The 22184-nt window shown below is 48.4% G+C and carries 17 protein-coding genes and 1 riboswitch; of the genes, 6 read left to right on the forward strand and 11 right to left on the reverse strand.

Going from position 1 to position 22184, the window contains the following annotated elements:
- Positions 1-29 precede the first annotated feature (29 nt).
- Positions 30-115, reverse strand: a riboswitch (cyclic di-GMP riboswitch).
- Between the two features lie 188 nt (positions 116-303).
- Genes ICC18_RS11790 through ICC18_RS11800 form a run of 3 tightly spaced genes read right to left on the reverse strand, consistent with a single transcriptional unit; the run spans position 304 to position 7045 of the window.
- Entirely contained in the window at positions 304-2094 is a 1791-nt protein-coding gene (locus ICC18_RS11790) for an ABC transporter ATP-binding protein (RefSeq protein WP_223192477.1), read from the reverse strand.
- The gene (locus tag ICC18_RS11795) at positions 2081-3832 is read right to left on the reverse strand and encodes an ABC transporter ATP-binding protein (protein ID WP_188174574.1); all 1752 of its coding nucleotides are present in this window, start codon (positions 3830-3832) and stop codon (positions 2081-2083) included. The genes ICC18_RS11790 and ICC18_RS11795 overlap by 14 nt, the downstream gene beginning before the upstream one ends.
- A 39-nt stretch (positions 3833-3871) precedes the next feature.
- Positions 3872-7045, reverse strand: coding sequence for an ATP-binding protein (locus ICC18_RS11800; protein WP_188174575.1), 3174 nt, complete (start codon positions 7043-7045; stop codon positions 3872-3874).
- 129 nt (positions 7046-7174) lie between these two features.
- Here ICC18_RS11800 and ICC18_RS11805 point away from each other — a divergent pair, with 129 nt between their 5' ends.
- Positions 7175-7381 (forward strand): YrzA family protein, encoded by a 207-nt coding sequence (locus tag ICC18_RS11805; protein ID WP_188174576.1) that lies wholly within the window; start codon positions 7175-7177, stop codon positions 7379-7381.
- A 170-nt stretch (positions 7382-7551) separates the two neighbouring features.
- Positions 7552-8610 carry a CapA family protein gene (locus tag ICC18_RS11810; RefSeq protein ID WP_188174577.1) on the forward strand — a complete coding sequence of 353 codons (1059 nt, stop codon included), beginning with the start codon at positions 7552-7554 and terminating at the stop codon, positions 8608-8610.
- Between the two features lie 55 nt (positions 8611-8665).
- On the opposite strand, the gene ICC18_RS11815 is transcribed toward ICC18_RS11810, so the two are convergent.
- The 6 genes from ICC18_RS11815 to ICC18_RS11840 all read right to left on the reverse strand — a co-directional run bounded on the left by ICC18_RS11815 (position 8666) and on the right by ICC18_RS11840 (position 14628).
- Positions 8666-8908 carry an HPr family phosphocarrier protein gene (locus ICC18_RS11815; RefSeq protein WP_188174578.1) on the reverse strand — a complete coding sequence of 81 codons (243 nt, stop codon included), beginning with the start codon at positions 8906-8908 and terminating at the stop codon, positions 8666-8668.
- A 90-nt stretch (positions 8909-8998) separates the two neighbouring features.
- A complete protein-coding gene (locus ICC18_RS11820; RefSeq protein WP_188174579.1) occupies positions 8999-10432 on the reverse strand; it encodes an NAD-dependent malic enzyme in 1434 nt (477 codons plus the stop codon).
- A 46-nt stretch (positions 10433-10478) separates the two neighbouring features.
- Positions 10479-11402: an AEC family transporter gene (locus ICC18_RS11825; RefSeq protein ID WP_188174580.1), complete on the reverse strand. Its 924-nt coding sequence runs from the start codon at positions 11400-11402 to the stop codon at positions 10479-10481.
- A 100-nt stretch (positions 11403-11502) separates the two neighbouring features.
- On the reverse strand, positions 11503-13029 hold the full coding sequence (locus ICC18_RS11830; protein WP_188174581.1) for a tripartite tricarboxylate transporter permease: 1527 nt from the start codon (positions 13027-13029) through the stop codon (positions 11503-11505).
- A gap of 1 nt (position 13030) precedes the next feature.
- Positions 13031-13492, reverse strand: coding sequence for a tripartite tricarboxylate transporter TctB family protein (locus ICC18_RS11835; protein WP_188174582.1), 462 nt, complete (start codon positions 13490-13492; stop codon positions 13031-13033).
- A gap of 65 nt (positions 13493-13557) precedes the next feature.
- The gene (locus tag ICC18_RS11840) at positions 13558-14628 is read right to left on the reverse strand and encodes a Bug family tripartite tricarboxylate transporter substrate binding protein (protein ID WP_188174583.1); all 1071 of its coding nucleotides are present in this window, start codon (positions 14626-14628) and stop codon (positions 13558-13560) included.
- A 254-nt stretch (positions 14629-14882) separates the two neighbouring features.
- Here ICC18_RS11840 and ICC18_RS11845 point away from each other — a divergent pair, with 254 nt between their 5' ends.
- Positions 14883-16520 carry an ATP-binding protein gene (locus ICC18_RS11845; protein WP_188174584.1) on the forward strand — a complete coding sequence of 546 codons (1638 nt, stop codon included), beginning with the start codon at positions 14883-14885 and terminating at the stop codon, positions 16518-16520.
- Positions 16489-17205 carry a response regulator gene (locus ICC18_RS11850; RefSeq protein ID WP_223192478.1) on the forward strand — a complete coding sequence of 239 codons (717 nt, stop codon included), beginning with the start codon at positions 16489-16491 and terminating at the stop codon, positions 17203-17205. The genes ICC18_RS11845 and ICC18_RS11850 overlap by 32 nt, the downstream gene beginning before the upstream one ends.
- 306 nt (positions 17206-17511) lie before the next feature.
- Here the strand turns inward: ICC18_RS11850 and ICC18_RS11855 are convergent, their stop codons facing one another.
- Positions 17512-18471, reverse strand: a complete 960-nt coding sequence (locus ICC18_RS11855; RefSeq protein ID WP_188174585.1) for an acetylxylan esterase — start codon at positions 18469-18471, stop codon at positions 17512-17514.
- Between the two features lie 16 nt (positions 18472-18487).
- The gene (locus tag ICC18_RS11860) at positions 18488-20143 is read right to left on the reverse strand and encodes a hypothetical protein (RefSeq protein WP_188174776.1); all 1656 of its coding nucleotides are present in this window, start codon (positions 20141-20143) and stop codon (positions 18488-18490) included.
- 248 nt (positions 20144-20391) lie between these two features.
- On the opposite strand from ICC18_RS11860, the gene ICC18_RS11865 reads away from it, so the two are divergent.
- Both ICC18_RS11865 and ICC18_RS11870 read left to right on the forward strand, forming a co-directional pair.
- A complete protein-coding gene (locus ICC18_RS11865; RefSeq protein WP_223192535.1) occupies positions 20392-21417 on the forward strand; it encodes a methionine ABC transporter ATP-binding protein in 1026 nt (341 codons plus the stop codon).
- Positions 21418-21419: 2 nt separating this feature from the next.
- Positions 21420-22100: a methionine ABC transporter permease gene (locus ICC18_RS11870; RefSeq protein ID WP_188174778.1), complete on the forward strand. Its 681-nt coding sequence runs from the start codon at positions 21420-21422 to the stop codon at positions 22098-22100.
- Positions 22101-22184 lie beyond the last annotated feature (84 nt).

The following is a 22184-nucleotide window of genomic DNA, read 5'->3' on the forward strand; positions in this document are numbered from 1 at the left end:
CGAAAAACGCAACATTTCACCAATTGCTACAATGCAACTGGCTGACATATCCTTGTAGGATGTAGTCCCTATAGTTTTGCGTCCCTATCTTTCAATAGGTTTGCCCAATTATAAAGTTGTAGGTGAATATTCCCATTACCGACAGAAACCGACAGGCAAAACTTTACAATTTCGATCTTCAGTATAGTATAGTCCTATAAATAAAACAACACAATTTTCCATTATTGTTTGTAAATTTTTAATATTGTCACATTGTAGATAATATGACATTATATTTGACTTTGGCAGAATATAGTTTAATTGTTACCTACTAACCATCTTCCCTTGAGCGTGTAGGTACAATTGCTCATAGTACCCGTGAAGCTCGATCAACTGGTCGTGACTGCCTTCCTCGACAATGCGTCCGCCTTGCATGACGATGATCCGATCGGCGTGTATGATCGTAGAGATGCGGTGCGCGATCACCAGCGTCGTTCGGCCTTCGGCGACGACCTGCAGCGCCGACTGGATCAGCTGCTCCGTTTGCGAATCCAAGTTCGCAGTCGCCTCATCCAGAATGAGCACCTTCGGCTGAAAGACGATGATACGCGCGAATGAGATCAACTGCCGCTCGCCTGCAGAGAGGCCGCTCCCTCTTTCGGAGATGCGCGTCTCATAGCCTTCCTTCATCCGTGCAATCAGCACGTCGGCGCCAACAAGCTGACAGGCGCGAATGACGTCTTCCCTCGAGATCGTCTCATCGAACATGCGGACGTTATCCAGGATGCTGCCGGCGTACAAATACGGTTCCTGCTGTACAAGCCCTACCATCCGGTGGAGATCAGCTTGCGCCATATCCCGAATATCCGTGCCGTCAATCCGAATGCTCCCCTGCTGCACGTCGTAAAACCGGCATAGCAGACTGATCAGCGAGCTTTTGCCCGCTCCTGTCGTACCGACGATGCCGATCAGCTCACCGGGCTCAATGCACAGTTCAAGATCATCAATAACCGTCATGTCCTTTTGATAGCCAAAATGTACATGGTTGAAATGAATGCGGCCCTGCACATCCGACAAGGGGATTTGCTTAGGCTCTTCTTTATCCGCGACTTCCGGCTTAACCGAGAACACATTCCAAATCCGCTGCATCGAAACAGTCGTCGATTGCAGCGTATTCCACTGCTGGGTAATGTTATTGATCGGCTGGAAAAACTGCCGAATATACGTGATGAACGCATAAAGCACGCCAAACTCAATCGTTTTGTCAAAAACGGCCATGCCGCCGAGCCATGTAATGAAGGCAACGGATAAATTGCCTAATATATCAAACGAGCGGTTAAACAATACGTTCGTCCGCACCTCACGTATATTCGCGCGGAAATAACCGAGATTCCGGTCATTAAAACGTTTCATCTGCTCCTTCTCTTGATAAAAAGCCTGAATCAGATGCATCCCGGATAAATTTTCTGCGGCGAACGCAACAAGCTGCGACAGCTGCGATCTCGACAGTTGATACGTTTTACGCATATAGGAACGAAAGCCGGCTGCAATCAGGACGATGAGCGGAATGACCAGCATACTGTACAGGGTTAGCTGGGGATCCAGGTGAAACATAAGAACGATAATAAAAACCAAAGTCATGCCATCGCGAACAAGGCTGAGGAGCACCTGCGTGAAGAACTGATTCAGCGTCTCGGTATCGCTGGAGACATGCGTAATCAGACTGCCGCTAGGCGTCCGGTCATAATAGGACATCGATAAGCGGAAGATATGCCGGAACAAATCTTTGCGAATCCTTGCGACAATGCTTTGCCCGGCAAACTGGAGCAAATTGTTTTGCAAATAACTGAAAAACAAGGAGCTCACAGATAAGCCTACATAGAACAAACAGATGATAACCAGCGATCTGTAGTCGTTCTTGCCGATCATCAGGTTGTCATCGATCGCAATTTTCACAAGGTATGGTTGGAACAAGTCGGCTGCAATACCCAGCAATGTGCAAAAAAGGACTGCAACGAAAGTGTACCGATGCGGCTTCGCATAAACGGATAAAGCGCGAAAAGCCGAATTCGTCGCTTTCCGCTCCTCTGCGCTCTTGCGTTTACGTATTGGCATCGTGGCTCCCCCCTTCTTGGATCGCATGGAGCTCAGCATACAGCCCGTCTTGCGACAGCAACTCCTTGTGGGTGCCCCGCTGTACGATGCGTCCCTCATCGAGCACAATAATTTCATCCGTATGCTTTAAAGCGCTGATGCGGTGGGCAATCCAAATGGTCGTTTTATCCGACCGTTCTTTCCTGATCGTGTCGATGATATGCTTTTCGGTCACCGAGTCTACAGCGCTTACACTATCGTCGAGAATCATGACAGGCGAATCTTTGATAATGCCTCGCGCCAGGCTGGTTCTTTGCCTTTGCCCACCGGACAGCGTCACCCCCCGCTCGCCCAGCTTCGTTTCGAATTGCTCCGGAAATGAAGCAATACTGGCGAAGATTTGCGCCTTTCTGGCGGCGCGTTCCACCTGATCAAGCGGCGTCTCTCTTTTATAGAAAGCGATGTTATCACGAATCGTCGTACTAAAAAGGAATCCTTCTTGTGGAACGTAAGCAATTTGACTGCGCAAGCTTTCAAGTGTCACATCGCGAATATCCGTTTCTCCGATCCACACCGTTCCGGCTGGCGGCTCGTAAATGCGGAGCATCAACTTCACTAGCGTGGACTTACCGCTCCCTGTTTTCCCGATAATACCAAGGGATTTTCCCGGCTCGATCCTTAGTGAGATATCATGAAGCACCTCGTCCTCGTCCCCGGGGTAGGCAAAGGATAAGTGCTCAATCCGAATGCTCTCATGGTCGAGATGAGACATCTGAGCAAGCTCGCTTTGTACGATATCCGATTTCAAATCCAGCAAATCGTTAATCCGCTCCAGCGAAGCCCTCGATCGCTGCATGGCGTTGATCACACGACCAATCTGCTGAAGCGGATTCACCATCATACGGATGTACAGCGTTAATTCAACGAAATTACCAATCGTGATTCTCTGATGTATCGTCAAGTAGCCCCCAAATGCAAGCGCGATAATGAGCGATAACGCCCCCAAAAAGGGAATGAGCGCCTCGAACAGCGAAGATAATCGGACCAAGCGAAGCTGGTTGTCACGAATGCGATCCACCGTTTCTCCGAATCTGCGTATCATGATCGCTTCCACAGCGAATTTTTTGGCGACGCGGATGCCTCCGAACTGCTCTTCGGCAGATTCTGTCATTTTGCCCAGTGATTCTTGCACCTGCAAGGAGTGATTTCTTATAACAGGCCGGAATTTGACTGCCAGTATAGGGATGAATAGTAGCGGGATTATGCATGCAGCAATTAAAAAGAGCGGGATGGAACTCAATACCATCGTGATCAATACGGCACCGATCAAAATGGTCGAGTTCACCACTTGATTGATGCCCATGGAAATCGATTCCCGAATCGCGGTCACGTCATTCATGACATAACTAAGCAGCTTCCCTACCCCATGTTTCGAATAGAAGGTCGCGCTTAACCGCGTAAAATGGTCGAACAATCGATTGCGCGACACATACTCGAACCTTCTGCCATTGCGCATGATTATGTACTGACCGATAGCAACAAGCACGCCATAAGAAATGCCGATCATGAGAAGCTTCATACTGTAATCAATGATTAGCGACTTGCTCAGCCCTCCTTGCTGGAGCTGGTCCGTAAACAATCCGAGAAGCTTCGGATAGTACGAATGAATAATATTCCCTATCGAAATAGACAGTGCCGCCAACACGTATAGCGGCCATTTCACTTTGAAGAAATCAATCAATAACCGTGTAGACTTCACAATCACATCACTTCCTGTAATCTCGTTTTATGTATAAAGTTACCTCCCCGGAATGCTGATTTCAAGAACAAAAGCCCAATCCGGTGTCTGGTAGACTTGCATGGTACCGCCCAAATGTGTCACCCGCTCGCTCATCGCAGTCAATCCGAAGCCATAGACGATTTTCGGGGCGGGATGCCCTGAGTTTTTTAATGAAAACTGCACTGCCTTATCCTTGGCTGAATAGTAGAGATCGAATCGAAATCTCGTACTTTTTCCATGACGCAGTCCATTCGTTAACCCTTCTTGCAGCGCGCGGTATAACACTTTACCATAGAGCGGCGCGAGCAAAGGAAGCGGACCGATCACATACTCAATTTCAACTTGCGTCATGGATTCGGTATCATGAATGAGCTTAATTAAGGATTGCTGCAAATCGCTCTTTGCAGAATCATCTTTTAACATACGTACCACATCTCGGATTTCATTCATGCCGTTGCGCATCAGTTCCTGGCAGATCGATAGCTTTTCAAGCGCGAGCGGACGGTCTTTCTCGAACAGCATTTTCGTCGCTTCCATCTGGATGATCGCAGAAGTGATCGTATGCCCGACGATGTCGTGGATCTCTTTAGAAACCCGGTTCCGTTCCTCCATCGCAACAGCTTCTTCCAAAATCTCCATCGTTTCGCGAATCGACGATTGCAGTTGTTGATTTCGCTTTTCCAGCTCATCTGTCCGAAGCTTCACTTGGTCTTCCAACTCCCGGCTCCACTTCGCCAGCTTGCTGTGCAGCTCTACACGCGATAAAAGTTCTCGTCTCGATACCGGTTTCATTAAATAATCGTTGGCACCGGAAATAAAGCCTTCCGCCAAATCTTCAGGGAGATGTTTTGCTGTCAGCATAATAATCGGAAGATCGGATTCCTTGTACGTTTCCCTTAAACGAAGACACAGCTCATATCCGTTCATCCCCGGCATCATAACATCCGTAATGACAAGGTCCGGCCGATTTCCCAAGCTTAACCAATTCAACGCTTCCTGTCCGCTGGCAAAAGCGAGTACTCGGTAAGTTGGGCTTAGATGGCTCGATAAAACCTCCAAATTAATGACTTCGTCATCCACTATGATAACTAGAGGGATCTCTGCCGTTCCTATTTCCACCCGTTTATCCCGTAACCTTACCGGACTTTCAAGTTGAGGGGACATCACAGCTGCTTCGATAGCTGAGCCGGCCGCAGCTTCCCAATGCCCCTCTTTATGCTCAGCATCGATTGGAAGTGTAAAAGAGAACGTACTTCCGTGTCCTAACTCTGACGAAACGCTTAATTCGCCTCCATGCAGCTCGACCAACTGTTTGCTGATCGTCAAGCCTAAGCCTGTTCCCATACTGCTTGCAAATGAGTTATCGGCTTGCCGGAATGGCTCATAAATGTTCTGCAGATCACTTTCTTCTATGCCTATGCCTGTGTCCGATACCGATACGCGCATATAAGCGCCGTCTTGCTTCGCAGATATGTGAACTTCTCCTGACAGCGTAAACTTGATCGCATTTCCGATCAAATTAATCAGCACCTGTTCGATGCGATCCTCATCTCCGTACACGGGCGCAAGCCCCGACAGCGGAATATCGTGACGAAGGCTTAATTGTTTGGACTTGGCTAAAGGATCGAGCATAGCAACGGCAACTTCGGCGACCTGACGCAAGTCCACCGGGCGCAAGCGCAGCTTCAAATCATTATGCCGAATCTTGGACATATCCAGGATATCATTCAAAAGACGTGCCAACCGCCTGCCGCTGGCAAGAATCAAAGAAATTCGATGCTTCGCTTCCTCTTCCGTAAGCGGAGCTGCGTGATCGACGAGCGACTCCGTTAACCCGATCATCCCATAAAGCGGTGTGCGCAATTCATGCGAGGTTCGCGCGAGGAAATCGTCTTTCAGCCGGTCGAGCGTTTGCAGCTGTTCATTTTTGACGATAAGTTCTTCCGCGTAGCCGTGCACTTTTTGCTGCGTTTCCCGATAGCGCTGAACCAGTACCGCCACGAGACAAAGTACAAACAAGAACGCACCGAAAATAATTTGCGTCTCATTCAAGTACGTGGTCATCATAGGAAACCATGCCGCAAGCCATTTTGAATAGGCATACACATTCATCTGGATATAGTGCAGTGCGGCAAAGACCGCGAGAAGAATACACCCTGCGAATATCCAGATCGTTTCATAATCCCGCTGTTTCCGGTAATGCCGGATCAGAAGGATGAGAACAACGAACATGAAAAGGATCGTCATCATGGGAAATACTTTTTCAATCAAAAAATGGTACCATATGTCATTCACCAAAGCGGCAGCCAGAACAATTCCGTCGAATAGAGCTAAGGCGGCGGCAAAAGAACGGAAAACGATTTTCTTGGTGCGGCTGGAGTACAACTCGCTCAAAAATCCCATTAATGCAGCGGTGCCGAACGGAACGGCTACGTCTTGAAGATAAACAAAAAGCGGCAGATCGATGAAAAACTGAATAATATGGGCGCGAACCATGCTGCCATAAGCGGCACAAGCGGTAAGCAGAGCAAAGTACAGATACATCAATTGCTTGCGATTGGTTGCAAATAAGATGAAAGACAGAAAAGAAAGACCAAAGAATAGCATGAAGAAAATAACTCGGAACGCATCGCGGTTCATCATATCCGAGTAGAAATCTTGCGTCGTACCAATCAGGAATTCTCCAAACCGTGTGTCCTCATCCGTTTGCAGTACCCGCACGTACAGCATGCTGCCTGCATCCTGCGGCTCAAGCGGGGCAAATCCCCAGTGAAGGAACTTGTTCGCTCTAAAATCAGGCGTGCTCATGTTGAACGCGTAGACCTGTTTATTCTCCACGAATATTTCAAAATGCCTGTATCCTCGAACGTATAGCTGTCCATCTCTAGGCGGCAGCTGCTCAGGAAGCTTTACGCGAAGCCAGTAGTAGCCTTTATACCCGGGTGTTAGTTCGGCAGTGGCGTTATTCATCAATTGAAGAGGTGTCCAGGCATCGTTACCTTGGCGATCTCCTGCTTGAATCTCCCACCCAAAATCCTCTTTCAAGCTTTGGAACCGCTTGGGTCCCTCACGCACCTGATTCCAGGTCAGAGCAAAGAGGAAAAGCATGAGCAGCATAGCAGCTGGCAGGAACCACCCGGCAGCCCTCACACCATTTGCTGCACGAATAAAAGGTTGTTTCAGAGTATTCATAACTCTGCGTCCTCCGTGATGATTATGCATCCTGTAACTTTTGACTCCAAATATTAACATAGCATATACTTCCTAATATCTGCTATTAAGTTCTAATAAAAACTTTATATTAGGAGAGAGAACGAACGAATGGAATTTAGACTCGATCGAATAGAGAATAAAATTGAGTTTTTTCAAGCTTACGATATGAAATCGCTGGAGCAAAAAATTGACGAGCAGATCGACAATAACAAAGCGTTGCTGCTCGATGTGTTTGCGATCCAACATCATGTCGTCTTCGACCCTAATGCCGGCAAAATGCTCTACAGCGCAGTCGTTCATTTTAAAGCGAAGTGAAACAGCATGATAAGGGCAACCCGCGAGGGGTGCCCTTTATTTCTTAGCTCGCGAATAATTCCTGTGTCTATCCTCGCTTTTTAGGCACAGTGTGTAATCAACCACAGACTCTTACCCATACAGTACGGACATCATTAACATAAACTAGTTAAAAGAGGAGAGGTGATACAATGACGGAAATTAAAATCGCCGCCGTTGGCGATCTCCTGATCAATGGGAAAATATGCATGTCGGTCAAACAAAAAGGTAAAAACACTTATAACTTCGATTATTTATTTGAAGAAGTTGCTCCTCAGTTGCAGGAAGCAGATCTTACTCTTGGAAATCTGGAAATTCCATTAAAAGGTAACCGAGCGTTTATTAAAAAAAGAAATCCAAAAACAGGATGCCCCCTATTCAACGCGCCGGAGGAATTAGCAGCTGCTTTGAAAAGAAACGGTTTTGATGTGCTTAGCACGGCAAACAATCATTGTTTGGATAACGGAATGGACGGACTGCTTCGAACGCTCGAAGTTTTAGACGAAAACCATTTAGCGCATACAGGAACATTTGCAAGCCGTGATCAGTCCAAACAATTTTTAATCATGGATGTTAAAGGAATAAAAGTCGGTATCCTCTCGTACACCCAAGGGACTAATCGCATAGCGATCCCCAAAGATGCACTTTGGTCAATTAATCTGATCAATGAAGACAAGATGATAAAGGATCTTGCTGAAATCAAACCGCTAACTGACCTTATTATCGTTAGTTTGCATTTCGGGAACGAGTATCATAAGAAGCCGGATCAAAAACAAAAAAAACTTGTGAAAACTCTGTTTCAATACGGAGCTGATATTATCCTTGGATCTCATCCCCATGTACTACAGCCGCTTATTAGGACTAAATCCAATAAAATCGCAATTTTCTCATTAGGAAACTTTATCTCGATCCGCTTGCGTAACAACCCTTACACCAATAACGGTTTGATCCTGCAATTAAGAGTAAAGAAAGAGGAGTGCTCAAGGGCAATAATCACTGAAGTTGATTGGGTTCCCACATGGACGCTTCGAAGATTTAAAAAAGGAACTGCCTCATATCGCATTCTTCCTAACCTGCAAAAGGAAATACAGCTTCAAAACTTTAGAGAGGATATTCCGCTGATCGATAAAAAGATGATGGAGAAGATGCACGCGTATACAAGTTCGTTACTTAAACGAAGAAAGCCGGTACTCCGGAAAAAGTATCAATGAGGTCGGCTAAAAATGGTCAAAAAGGGGACTATCTACTCGAGATAGCCCCCTTCTTTCAAATACCGCTAAGCGGGAGTCCATGATTTTCAAACAATTGCTTCATGACCGCTTTCGCTTCATCTTCATCCGGCCCATGAATGTCGAGCTGGTATACCTGATTGCTGAAGAGCGTAATGCTTAGGCCAAGAATGCTTTTCACATCGATGAACCTTGTGCCGACCTTGATTACAATACTTGACTTAAATTGATTTGCAGCTTGATTAATTTCCACAATTGCCTTTGTTTCCAATCCACCCATACCGATCCCTCCAACTTAATTTTAGTGATATCCGAGCCGGTTAAGAAGGAAAAACAGCGTTAAAAGCCAGCCTCCCTGCTTTCCGAACCTTCACTGGTTCGTAACCGTCCGAAACTCGCGCGGTATTCTACGCGCTACTCCTGTTTGTATCGCCGCGTGAATGACGGCTTCCCGAATGCGTCGGACGACCTCCTGATTGAACACGCTGGGAATGATATACAGCTTGTTCAATTCCTGCGGTGCTACGACGGAAGCAATAGCCGCGGAAGCAGCAAGCTTCATTTCTTCATTGATCGTTGTGGCTTGGCAATCAAGCGCAGCACGGAAGATACCCGGGAAGCAAAGCACGTTATTAATCTGATTAGGGAAATCAGACCTTCCCGTGGCAATGACGCCAGCGATGTCTTCAATTTCGTCCGGGTGAATTTCCGGCGTCGGATTCGCCATCGCGATGACGATCGGCCGCGCTGCCATCCGCTGGACATCGGCCCGCTTCAGCACCCCTCCGGCAGATAAGCCGATGAACACGTCCGCCCCTTCGATAATATCGTGAAGGGATCCTGTCCGTAAGTTCGGGTTCGTCTGCTGCGCGTACAAGTTCCACATCGGGTTGCTATACTCGTTGCTTCGCACCAGCGCGCCTTCCCGGTCAACCCCGATTAGCTCCCTTACACCGGCTGCGAGCAAAATGTTCGAGCAAGCAATACCTGCAGCTCCGATGCCGCAGACGACAACTTTGGCCTCCTCAATCCGCTTGCCAACCACTTTCAACGCATTGATCAGCCCTGCATACAGCACAACAGCTGTTCCATGCTGATCATCATGAAACACCGGAATGTCGAGCTCATTCCGCAATCTCTCTTCAATCTCGAAGCATCTTGGCGATGAAATATCCTCAAGATTAATCCCGCCGAAGGCAGGAGCCAAATGTTTGATCGTCGCGACGATTTCATCCGTACTCTGCGTGTCCAGGCAGATCGGGAACGCATCAACTTCAGCAAGCTGCTTGAACAGCATCGCTTTGCCTTCCATGACCGGCATAGCCGCATAAGGCCCAATATTACCGAGACCGAGCACTGCGCTCCCGTCGGAAACGACCGCAACGGTATTACGCTTAATGGTCAGTTTATAGGCATTCTCCTGCTTCTCATGAATCGCCATGCATACGCGTGCGACATCCGGCGTGTAGACGCGGGACAGGTCGTCCCTGTTCTGTATCGGCGCCTTCGGCTTCATCTCGATCTTGCCTCCCAGATGAAGCAGGAAAGTGCGATCTGACACATGAACGAGCCGAACGCCTACGAGCTCTTTCATCCTGTCGATAATCGCATCCAGCTGCGCCTGTTCCGAAGCATTGACCGTAATATCGCGGACGGTCCAATTCGCTCCGGTTTGGATCACGTCGATGGCGATAACATCCCCTCCATTTTCCGTGATGACAGTAATCAACTGACCGAAATGAATCTGCTCCGTTTGCAGTTCCAACCGTAAAATAATACTTTTGCCGCCAATCGTATTTTTCATTGCAACCTCCAAATCTGCGGTAAGCAGCCCCGCAAATCATTCAAATTTAAAATAGAATTTTTGCCGCGTAGACTACCGCTGTCACGGTCACACTGCTGAGCAGCGTTGATAGCAATACCGTCTGCGCCGCATATTCAGGGTGATTCCCGTATTCCAATGCGAATACGGCGCTGTTTCTCGAAGTCGGAAATGAGCTGGCGATGAGCAGTGCTTGGGCGGTCGTTCCTTCAAGTTGCAGCAGCCATATAAGAGCCAGCGCGATAACCGGTGAAACAACAAGTCTACCGAGCAAGCTGAGTACGAGCGAAACGCTCAATCGTTTGAATTGCAAGTAAGCGCTCTGCGCGCCAAGCGTTACGAGCGCTATCGCCAGGAATGCGTTAGCGACATTCTGGAGCGGATTCCAAATAAACGCCGGGATCGGAATGGTTAGGGAATGCATAAGCAGCCCCAATACAAAAGCGTAAATCATCGGATTTTTCAGCAGCTCTTTGAGCATCTTCTGTCCTTGGTTTCGGGCGGATACCGCGTTCATTAAACCGTACGTATTCGTGAGCAAATTCTGATAAATAGACACAACGACTTGCACCGATAAGCCAAGTGGATTGTTCTGAAACACGAGCTGGCTGACGGGAAGCCCGAAATTACCTGAATTACTTAAAACGACGCTGTTCGAGAAGCTCGATGCCAGCCCTTTATCGAATTTAGCCAGCTTACCTGCGGCCTTACTAAACAAGATAAGTACAATGCTTTGCAGCAGTAGAAAGCCAACGATCCGCATCAGCAGACCGGCGTCAAAATTACTTTCATAGATGTTCGTAAAGCTGACAGCCGGCAGCAGGAAAAATGCATTCAGTTTGGATAGCGTGTTCATCTCAAAATGAAACACACGATGCATCAGCACACCTGCTCCGATCAACAGGAATACCGGCACAATCACATTCAGCACGATTAGGAATAGGACGTCCATCGTTAGTTTTCTCCATTAAATGAAACCCCTGATTAGGTTGGAAAGCGGCTGATCAAGATCAGGGCTAGGGTCCATTCTATCAGGGGTTTGACGTTATCTTTTATCCTTCTTCGTTCACGAGGACATTCTTCCCTCTCATTTTCAAAACAAGAGGAATCGTGATCCACAAGAACCCGATAATGAGAAATACGAGAGAGACCGGCTTCTGCAGGAAGATCATGAAGTCACCGTTGGAAATGGTCAACGCTCTGCGCATATTATTTTCCATCATTGGACCTAAAATAAGACCAAGCACCAGCGGCGCTAGCGGATAATCGTTCTTGGCCAGGTAGTAACCGACCAGACCGCAGCCCATAATAAGCATCAAATCAAATGTCGAATATTGAACCGCATATACACCGAATACGGAAAAGACGATAATCAAAGGAATCAAATACTTCGTTGGCGTCTCAATGACTTTGGCAAAAACTTTAACGAGCGGCATATTGAGAATCAGCAGCATCAGGTTACCGACAAACATACTGGCGATTACGCCCCAAGCGAGCTGCGGGTGATCTTGGAATAATAAAGGACCCGGTTGCACATTGTACATAATGAAGGCGCCCATTAGAATCGCTGTGGTACCGGATGAAGGAATCCCCAGTGTCAAAAGCGGAATCATCGCGCCGCCGGAAGCGGCATTGTTCGCGGATTCAGGCGAAGCTACGCCCTCAATGGCACCTTTACCGAACTTCTCGGGATTTTTACTCAGCTTTTTCTCAACGATATATGCAAAGAATGAAGCAAGTATCGCGCCTGCGCCCGGCAGCAAACCGATGAAAAATCCAAGTACGGAACCGCGGGCAATCGGTGCGGCGCTATCTTTCAGATCTTTTTTCGTCGGCAGGATACGATTGATTTTGGCCAGTTCTCCATCGTTACCTTCACGATGGAGAATCGTCTTAAACACTTCCCCGACAGCGAAAGTACCTACTGCGACGGTAAGGAACTCTAAGCCCTGATACAGCTCCGGAACGCCGAACGTAAAACGTTCCACACCGGATACGTTGTCGATGCCAATCGTAGCAAGCAAAAGACCGAAAGCAGTCATCATGAGCGCTTTTACCATCGATTTACCCGCAAGACCGCTTATCGCAAGCAAACCTAGCACCATCAAAGAGAAGTATTCGGCTGGTCCGAACTTAATGGCAACCGCCGACAATGGCCGGGCTAAGAAGATGAGACCGATTAAGGAAATTAGTCCCGCGGCAAAAGATCCAATAGCTGAAATGGCAAGCGCTGCGCCTGCCCTGCCCTGTTTGGCCATTTGGTAGCCGTCCAAAGTCGTAACAACGGATGACGACTCACCCGGAGTGTTCAGAAGGATCGAAGTCGTTGAACCTCCGTACATCGCGCCGTAATATACCCCGGCCAGCAAAATAATCGAACTTGTTGCCGCTTCCTCAGGACCTAATCCTGCTGTCATCGTCGCAGTAATCGGGATCAACAGCGCAACACCGCTCATAGGACCAATCCCCGGCAATACGCCAACCACAGTTCCGATGAGTACGCCCAAGAATACGAAGACGACATTATGCCACTGCATGGCAGTACCTAAACCATGAAGAACGTAGTCAATTGTGCTCATGTTATTCCCCTCCTAACCAAGCTGGGAACCCGGGAAGCGAACCATCCAGCACGTTGACAAACAAATAATAAACGCCATAAGAAAAGCAGGCTGCGATCAGCAAGGAAACCCATACCTTGCCCTTTTGCATCGTTTGGAACCCGATCATCAAGAACAGGAACGTGGAGATAACGAATCCGACATCTTCGAGAAAAAAGGCATATAAGCATGCTGCAATAAAGATAATGCCGAATCTTTTGTAGTCCAGGTTTGATTTCTTTTTTTCCGCTTGCTTTTTACGGAAAGATTCATAGATAAGCCGGACACTCATCAGAGCCAGGAATGACCCCAGAATCATCGGGAAAATATTCGCACCCACATTACTGCCGTAAGCACTAGTCGATATGCTTCTGGAACCGACAACAAACGCAATACCGATAGCGAAAAAGGCAATGCCTGCATAGCGATCAAACGTAGTATTCATCTTTCTCTACCTCCTACCCTATGAACGAGGGAGAAGAGGTCATCTTCTCCCTTGTCTTCAGGTTCTTATTTCTGCATGCCAAGCGCTGTCAGCATGTCTTTAAGTTGAGTTTCTTGTTGTCCTAAGAAGGCTTTGAAATCATCTGCTTTCTTATAATCGGTTTCCCAATTGTTTGCTTGCATTTCTTTTTTCCAAGCTTCGGACTCTACCATTTTCTTGATCGTGTCTTCCCAGTAGCTTTTCGCGTCGGCGCTCATGTTCTTCGGTCCGAAGAATCCGCGCCAGATCAGGAATTCTGCATCAACGCCCTGCTCTTTCATCGTTGGAACGTCCTTCAAACTGCCGCCAAGTCGAGCCGGAGCCGCTACGGCCAATACGCGAATCTTTCCTGATTTGACATATTGATCCAAGGAAGCAGCATCTGTACCCAGAACGTCGGCATTACCTCCGAGCAGAGCCGTTACCGCTTCCCCGCCGCCGTCATAAGACACATATTTGACCTTTTTCGGGTCAATGCCATATTTAAAGGCTGGAAGAATGGAGACAAGGTGGTCCATCGAGCCCGGTGCAGAGCCGCCTGCAACTGTCAATTTCGTAGGATCCGCTTTCAAATCGTCGAGCAATGATTTCAGATCTTTATATTTGGAGTTCGCTGCGACAGCGACCGCGCCATAATCTTTAGTCAACTGGGCAAGCGGCGTCGTATCGTTGATGCCGTATGGCGTATTGCCTTCTTTTTTCAGATGGTTGATGAGAATCGGCGGTGAGTTGACGAACAGCTTGTAGTTATCTTTCACGTCTTTGGTCGCGTATTCAGCCATGAACACTGCGCCGCCGCCGCCTGGTTTATTTTCTACGCTAACCGGTTTATCAATCGCTTTCGTCTCGGTTAAAACTTTGGCAATCGTACGTGCCGTCATATCCCAACCGCCGCCTGCGCCGGACGGAGCGATAATGCTAAGCGCTTTTTCGGGATAGCTTGATTTTGCCGCTTGTGTTGGTGCTGTCGTTTCTTTTCCTTTTTCTGCCGGTGCAGCACCTGGTTTAGCGGCGCCATTGCCGCAGGCAGCCAAACTTACAGCCAAAATACTAATCGTCGTGACTTTCCAGGAAGCTGTTAAAAGTTGTTTTATCAAATGAAACCCCTCCACATGTTTGATGTGCTTGTTGTATACGCTTTCTTTGAAGCGTTTTCAGAATAACACCTATTATAGGATTTAGGGAAGTTTAACAAGATTAGTTGTAATAACGCCGTTATGGACATTTTGTTCATATTGTTCACGAATGCCTGCAGCTGATATCGGTCAAAATGATAACGCTTTATGATACAATACAAAAAACTAATATTCCCCCATATCCCATCATTGAAAAACGGAGGCCTGCGAGGGCTATGAAACTGCAAACCAAGCTTATCTTAATTATTTGTTCGCTGCTGTTCTTCGTCATCGTCAGCCTGGGAAGCATTTTCTATTACATCTTGACGACAGCGCTCGAGGATCAAATCGGAACGCGCGCCCTGAAAGTCGCTGAAACCGTTGCCAATATGCCCGAAATTCGTCATGCTTTTCAAACTGCAGACCCGCCTGCGATCATACAGCCAATTGCGGAAAGCATCCGTGAAAAAATCGATGCCGAGTACATCGTTGTCGGGAACCGTGAAGGCATACGTTACTCACACCCGCTGCCGGAACGCATAGGTAAAGAGATGGTTGGCGGCGACAACGGTCCGGTGCTGGCAGGTCAGTCGATTATATCTAAAGCCATCGGCTCTCTTGGACCTTCTCTGCGTGGCAAAGCTCCCATCTTCGGCGACCGCGGCGAAGTGATCGGTATTGTTTCCGTCGGCTTTCTCACCGAGGACATCGATACGATTACGGAAGCTTATCAATCGCGAATTGAGCTCATTTCCTTGATCGTGCTTGTTGTCGGATTGATTGGATCCGTGCTAATAGCACGCAATGTCCGAAGTTCTATACACGGGCTCGAGCCCAAAGAAATCGGTGCGCTCTACACCGAAAAGCAGGCCATCCTGCAATCCATTCGGGAAGGCATCATCGCTGTGAATCGGGATGGCATCATTACGATGGCGAACCGTTATGCACTGCAGCTGCTGCAACTGCCGGTCACCGCAAAAATTACTGGCCGGCACATTGAAGACGTCATTCCGAATTCCCGTTTGTATGAGGTCGTACGAACTGGCGAAGCCGATTTTGACCATGAAATGCTCATCGGCGATCACGAGGTCATTGTCAATCGGGTGCCGATTGTGAACCGAAAAAACGGGGTAACCGGCGCGGTATCGAGCTTTCGCAGCAAATCTGAACTATACCGGCTCGCCGAAGAGCTGTCGCAAGTCAAACGGTTCGCTGAAGCTCTTCGCGCTCAGACGCATGAATTTTCGAACAAACTGTATGTGATTTCCGGGCTTATCCAGCTTGAATCGTACCAGGAAGCCGTTGACCTGATATCCAAGGAATCGAATGTGCACCAGAATTGGGTGCAGTTCATCATGCATGAAATTCCCGATCCCATGATCGGGGGGCTGCTGATCGGCAAATTCAATCATGCCCAGGAGCTGAAATTGACGTTTGAAATCGATCATGAAAGCTCGTTCGCAGATATCCCTGAACATATCGATCGCAACCTGCTCGTCACCATTATCGGAAATTTGATCGACAATGCGATGGAGGCTGTTCTGGCAGGCGGCGAACAGACAGAGCCATATGTGAAATTGTTTTTGACCGACCTCGGTGAAGATCTGATCATTGAGTGTGAAGACCGGGGCATCGGTATTCCTGATGAAGTTGGCCATACAGTGTTCGAGAAAGGCTTCTCGACCAAAGAAGGCGAACATCGAGGCATAGGTCTCGCCTTAGTCCGGCATGCCATAGGCAAACTGAACGGATATATGACCTTCCAAAAAAATCCGGCCGGAGGTACGATTTTCACCGTCGCCGTTCCGAAGCAAAGTAAACTCGCAGAAAGGAGTCCGAATCATGAATCTACAACTCCAAAAAATGGCAATTGAAGTATTAATTGTGGAAGATGATGTGAAAATTGCTGAAATAAACCGAAGATTTATTGAAAAAATAGAAGGTTTTCACGTCGTCGGCATTGCCACGGACGAGATTCAAGCCAAGGAACAGCTTGAAATTTTGAGCCCTGACCTCGTGCTGCTGGACATCTATTTTCCGGGTATGAACGGCTTGGACATGCTTTCCTATATTCGCCAGCATTACAGGGAAACCGATGTTATTATGATCACAGCGGCCAAAGAAGTCGAGGCAATCCGTGAAGCCGTCCGCAGCGGTGCGTTCGATTACATTATGAAACCGCTTGTCTTTAATCGGCTGCAAGAAACGCTGCTGCGCTATCTCGACTTTCACCGCGAGCTTAACCGGCTGAATGAAACCGGAACGATTAATCAAAGCGACGTCGATCGCTTATTATCGGGGACCGGCAAGAAGGACTCACGCTCTGAAATTTCCTTCCTCCCCAAAGGAATTGACAAATTAACGCTGGTGAAAATCGTTCAGGCGATATCCGCCGCGGAGGGCGGCATGACTGCCGAGCAAATCGCCAAAGAGGTCGGCGTCAGCCGCACGACCGGCCGCCGCTATCTGGAGCATTTGGTCAGCTCAGGCGAAGTGTTCGCCGATCTGTCCTATGGCGTCGTCGGGCGTCCCGAGCGCGTATACCGCAAGAAGGGGTAGGGATCTTTTTCGCCGGGACTCGCGGCGGTCGCAGTCCGATTTCGCCCAATTGCAAAACGTGATGAATGGATTTAGCTGCTGGAGTACGATTTTGCCAGCTTATCATACGATCATCGAACATCCTCTTGCACAAATCAAGCGCCAATTCTGTATAATCGAACTCCAAACTGTTTTGGTAGATATATCTTATACGCAATTGTGTTTTTCCGAACTTAAGTAGCGATATGCGTCAAGCGTAGAATAAAAAGCCCTCAAAATCCACTGAAGCAAGTGGTTTTGAAGGCTCTTTGTCTTTGCTATATTAACTTATAATTGCAGTAAAAATTGAAGTGCCGCGTCATCGAATCCCGGTAAACCCTCGTGACCGAAGTCCGGATAAATCTCCACATTTTTTTTCGATTTTATTTTGTTGTATGCCGCAAACTGTGTGGAAGGCGGACAAACCGTATCGCTCAGGCCGACTGCCATCAGAACTTCGCCTTGAATCCTCTCAGCCAAATGCTGAATGTCGATATAGCCCAGCTTCAGGAACGTCTCCGCTTCCCGCTTATGCTGCGGGTCATGGCGGCGGAAATAATCTTTGAGCTCGGCATAGGCATCTTTCGCCAAATCCATTTCCCAAACGCGCTGATAATCGCTGAGGAACGGATACACCGGCGCAAGCCGTTTAATGCGTGGCTCCAGCGCAGCGCAAGCGATCGTCAAGGCGCCGCCCTGCGAGCCGCCCATCGCGCCTACACGCTCCGGATCTACCTCAGGCATGCTCATGGCGATACCGGCAAGCTGTGCCGTATCGAGAAAAATTTGCCTGAACAGCAATTGATCCGGATGATCGTCCAAACCGCGTATAATATGGCCGCGGAGCGTCGTACCTTTTACGCCTCCTGCATCTTCGGATAGACCGCCTTGCCCGCGGCAGTCCATCGAAAATACCGAGAATCCGAGCGCAGCATAGGCTAATTTCCCCATCCAATCGCCGGAATTTCCGGAATATCCGTGGAACTGTACAACGGCCGGATGCGGTGTCGCCGCATGCTTCGGACGAATATATTTGGCATATACGCGAGCTCCGCCTACACCTGTGAAGTAGAGATCAAAACAATCCGCATAGGGAACTTGAAATTCGCTCGGAAGCAGCTCAATTTGCGGATCAACAGCTTTCATCTCAGCAATGGCTCGCTCCCAATAAGCATCAAAATCATCCGGGCGCGGGTTGCGTCCTTCGTAAGTCATGAGCTTTTCAATTGGCATATCCACTAACGGCATTCGAACAACCTCTTTTCTATGTATGGGTATGATAGGCATAAGCCTGAAAATCAACAGCTGAACCATTCACAAATTTGGCAATTTTCCCCTTATTGTCTATCATAATTGCAATTGACTCTTCTTGCAAAGTTTTATAGGCAACTTCATAAGTACCTTCGTTAGACTGATTGAAAGTTGGCTGCATTCGCATCATGGTTTCTGCAAATTGCCCCGCATTATCAATCCCTTTGCTTCTTGCGTCAGCCATGTCGACACATTCAACAACGACCGCATTCTTGCCGCCTGAACTCCTCACAACAGAACGATCTGCAAGCACTTCTCTTTGGTACGGTTGCTGAATGTATACGGCGATAAGCGCATTTCCGCAATGACCGAATAAGCCGTTTGGCTCCTCGATCCAATCTCCCTGAGGCAGACAGCCAATGATCTCATTCTGCTGTCCATCCGGAATTTGATATACCGCTGCGACCACATTTTTATGAAAAAGCACTTCGCCGTGATCGCTTGGATGTCGGAGATCCCCCTCCGAATACCCGGGTCCGGGATGGAAAAAGAAGGCGCGATTTACACCGCTCACTGCTCCCAGAGGAAGCGTTACATCCCAGCGGTGCTGTTCGTTATCAAACTCCAGTGCCCGCTCCCATATACCCCCGACGGCAAAGTTTTCTGTGATATATACATAACTATGAAGGACGTCCTTATCACTCTGAGCTAACGCAGCCGGGCGGGGTACCCGACATCTTACTTCGGTAGGAAGCTTACGGTTAAGGGCAATGGCCCTTGCCTGAGCCGGCGCTTCGTAGGACAAGAATCCTGCATACTCCGTGCGAGGCATGTCGTCAGGCAAGGCGAAGTCACCGAATTGCACGTAGTCCATCAGCACATTTCGGTCTTGCGGGATGTCGTGAGGCCAGCCACGGGAATGAGCGCCAACCCAAGCGCCCCGCAGGTAATAAGTTGCGCGGACGCTCCATAGATAGTCCAGCATTTGAGCCAAAACTACGCGGATTTCTCCATCCTCCGCCAGCTCCCATGCGCAATTGAACGCCTGAACCCAGTGCCAGAACCAGGGCAAACCGCCATATTCGGACATACCGATCGTTGTGATGCGTCCAAGCGTTCGGCGCAAACTTTGATAGCCGTCCTTAATAAGTTCCTGATCTTGGTATAATTGTCCTAAAATCAGTTTAGCGGCTGTGTATTTCGCCTCATGATGGTGGTAATGCTCCAGCGGCTTGCGATAAAAATCGCTGCGGTAAATATGCAGCAGTGCTTGTTCGAATGCAGCCTGCAACGGTTCGCTCATTGATGCCTGATAACGTTTATAAAAGTAAACCATCAAGCTCCCCATTAACTCCACCGGCAAGGTATTGAACGGCGCTTCTTTAGGCGTAGGCCGCAGATGCAAGGGCCAATGTCCATATGTTTCGCTATCCGCATTCCGATCCTGCAATTCTAGTACTTGTAGCAGAATAAGTTCAGCTTTGGTCCTTGCTTCTTCTTTATTAAAATGAAAGGCTAAGCCTTCATCCTGCGAAGCGGCGTACAAATAAGATGCATAATAGAAGTTGTCCCTGATATCGCCTTGAAACCATAATCCATTATTTAGAATCGGTTGTTCAAATGCTTTTATGGCTATTTTGCTAATAAGTTCACGCTTTCTCTGCTGCATGTCCGTCAATTCATTTCATCCCCTTATGTTAAAAAACACAGAACATCAGCACATTATGCTTTGTCCTGAGTTTATTTTGTTGAAACGTTTAAACTAAGTTTATAGGCTAGCTTCTTAATCGTCAATGCAAAGTCTACACTCCATTTTCCATATCCTGGTGGTTGAAACTGGTTGCATTTTCTTATAAAATAGTTTACCGTTGGTCAAAATATAAAATCTTTGATTTCTGTACGATTGGAGGTATTCATCTGATTCATATCAAGCAATTGGAAAAGGTTTATGACGATGTGCCCGGACGTATACCTGCCATCCAGCAGATCAACCTACATATCGAACGCGGAGAAATTTTCGGAATCATCGGTCACTCCGGTGCCGGTAAAAGCACGCTGCTGCGATGTGTGAATATGCTTGAGAAGCCTTCCTCCGGAACGATTCAGATTGACGGGGAAGAAATGACCAGCCTTGACCCCCGGCAGCTGCAGGCTAAACGCCGTAAAATCGGAATGATTTTTCAGCATTTCAATCTGCTGTCGTCAGCGACGGTTGCGGACAATATTGCTTTTCCGCTTAGGCTTGCGGGTATGAACAAAGCGGCGATTCAGTCGCGCATTCAAGAATTGCTTGAGCTGGTCGGTTTGCAAGAGCACGCGCACAAATATCCGAATCAGCTTTCCGGCGGGCAAAAACAACGGGTAGGCATCGCAAGAGCGCTCGCCAATAATCCTGACATTCTGTTATGCGACGAGGCCACCTCTGCACTCGATCCGCAGACGACAAACTCGATTTTGTCGCTGCTGCTGGATATTAATAAGAAACTCGGCATCACCATTCTGCTCATTACGCATGAGATGCAGGTTATCCGTGCGATTTGCGACCGGGTTGCCGTCATGGAGCGGGGATTGGTCGTCGAGACCGGCAAGGTGCTTGACGTGTTCCTGAAGCCGCAGCATGCGGTGACGAAGGAATTCGTCGGACAAGTATCGGATCTCGGGTTTGCTCAGCAGGCTGAGACTGCCGGTCTGCAATCCTTGCAGAATGGCAAACGGATTCGAATCACCTATATCGGTTCGAAGACCTACGAACCTATTTTGTTCGAAACGGTGAAATCGACGAATGTTTCCTTTGCCATCTTGCAAGGGACGATTTCAGCGATGAAGCATGTGCCTTATGGACAGCTCGTTGTGGAATTGACCGGCGGGGAGCCGCATGAAATCGATACGGTGATCGCCAAGCTGAAGCAGGAAGGAATCGATGTGGAGGTGCTGGGACCATGAATATGACCTGGGACATTAACTGGGCCGAGATCGGCAAAGCGACAAGCGATACCCTTGTCATGCTCGGATGGTCGCTGCTGTTCACCGTCATCATCGGAATGGCGCTGGGTATCATCCTATTTCTTACTTCTAGAGGCCAACTGCTGCAGAATCTTCCGCTATACGGGGTACTCTCGCTCATTGTCAACATTTTGCGCTCCGTGCCCTTTGTGATCTTGATGATCTCGGTCTTCCCGATCACGAAGGCGCTCGTGCATACGACCATCGGCGTCAAGGGCGCAATCCCGCCCCTGGTCATTGCCGCCGCGCCTTTCCTGGCGCGGCTCGTGGAATCCGCGCTCCGCGAAATCGAGAGCGGCGTAATTGAAGCCGCGCAATCGATGGGCGCAACGCCGTGGCAAATCGTCTGGCGCGTCCTGCTGCCGGAGGCTCGCCCGGGTCTGATCTCAGCCGTCACGGTGACGGCTGTCGCCCTGCTTTCCTACTCCGCCATGTCCGGCGTCGTCGGCGGCGGCGGGCTTGGCGACCTCTCGCTGCGCTACGGCTATATGCGCTTCCGTACCGATATTATGATTGTGACTGTCGTGATTCTGGTCGTGCTCGTTCAGATTCTGCAAACGGTCGGAGACCGGCTCGTCACAAGATTTAATAAGAAAAACTCCAATCGAAGTCTAACCAAGTAGCCAGACCGCTTTTAGAGGAAGTTTTTCATGCCAATAAGAATTTTGTTATCCGACCACTCGGAAACTAATAAATTCTTATGTGGA

Source organism: Paenibacillus sedimenti (assembly GCF_014534655.1).
Classification (GTDB): domain Bacteria; phylum Bacillota; class Bacilli; order Paenibacillales; family NBRC-103111; genus Paenibacillus_E; species Paenibacillus_E sedimenti.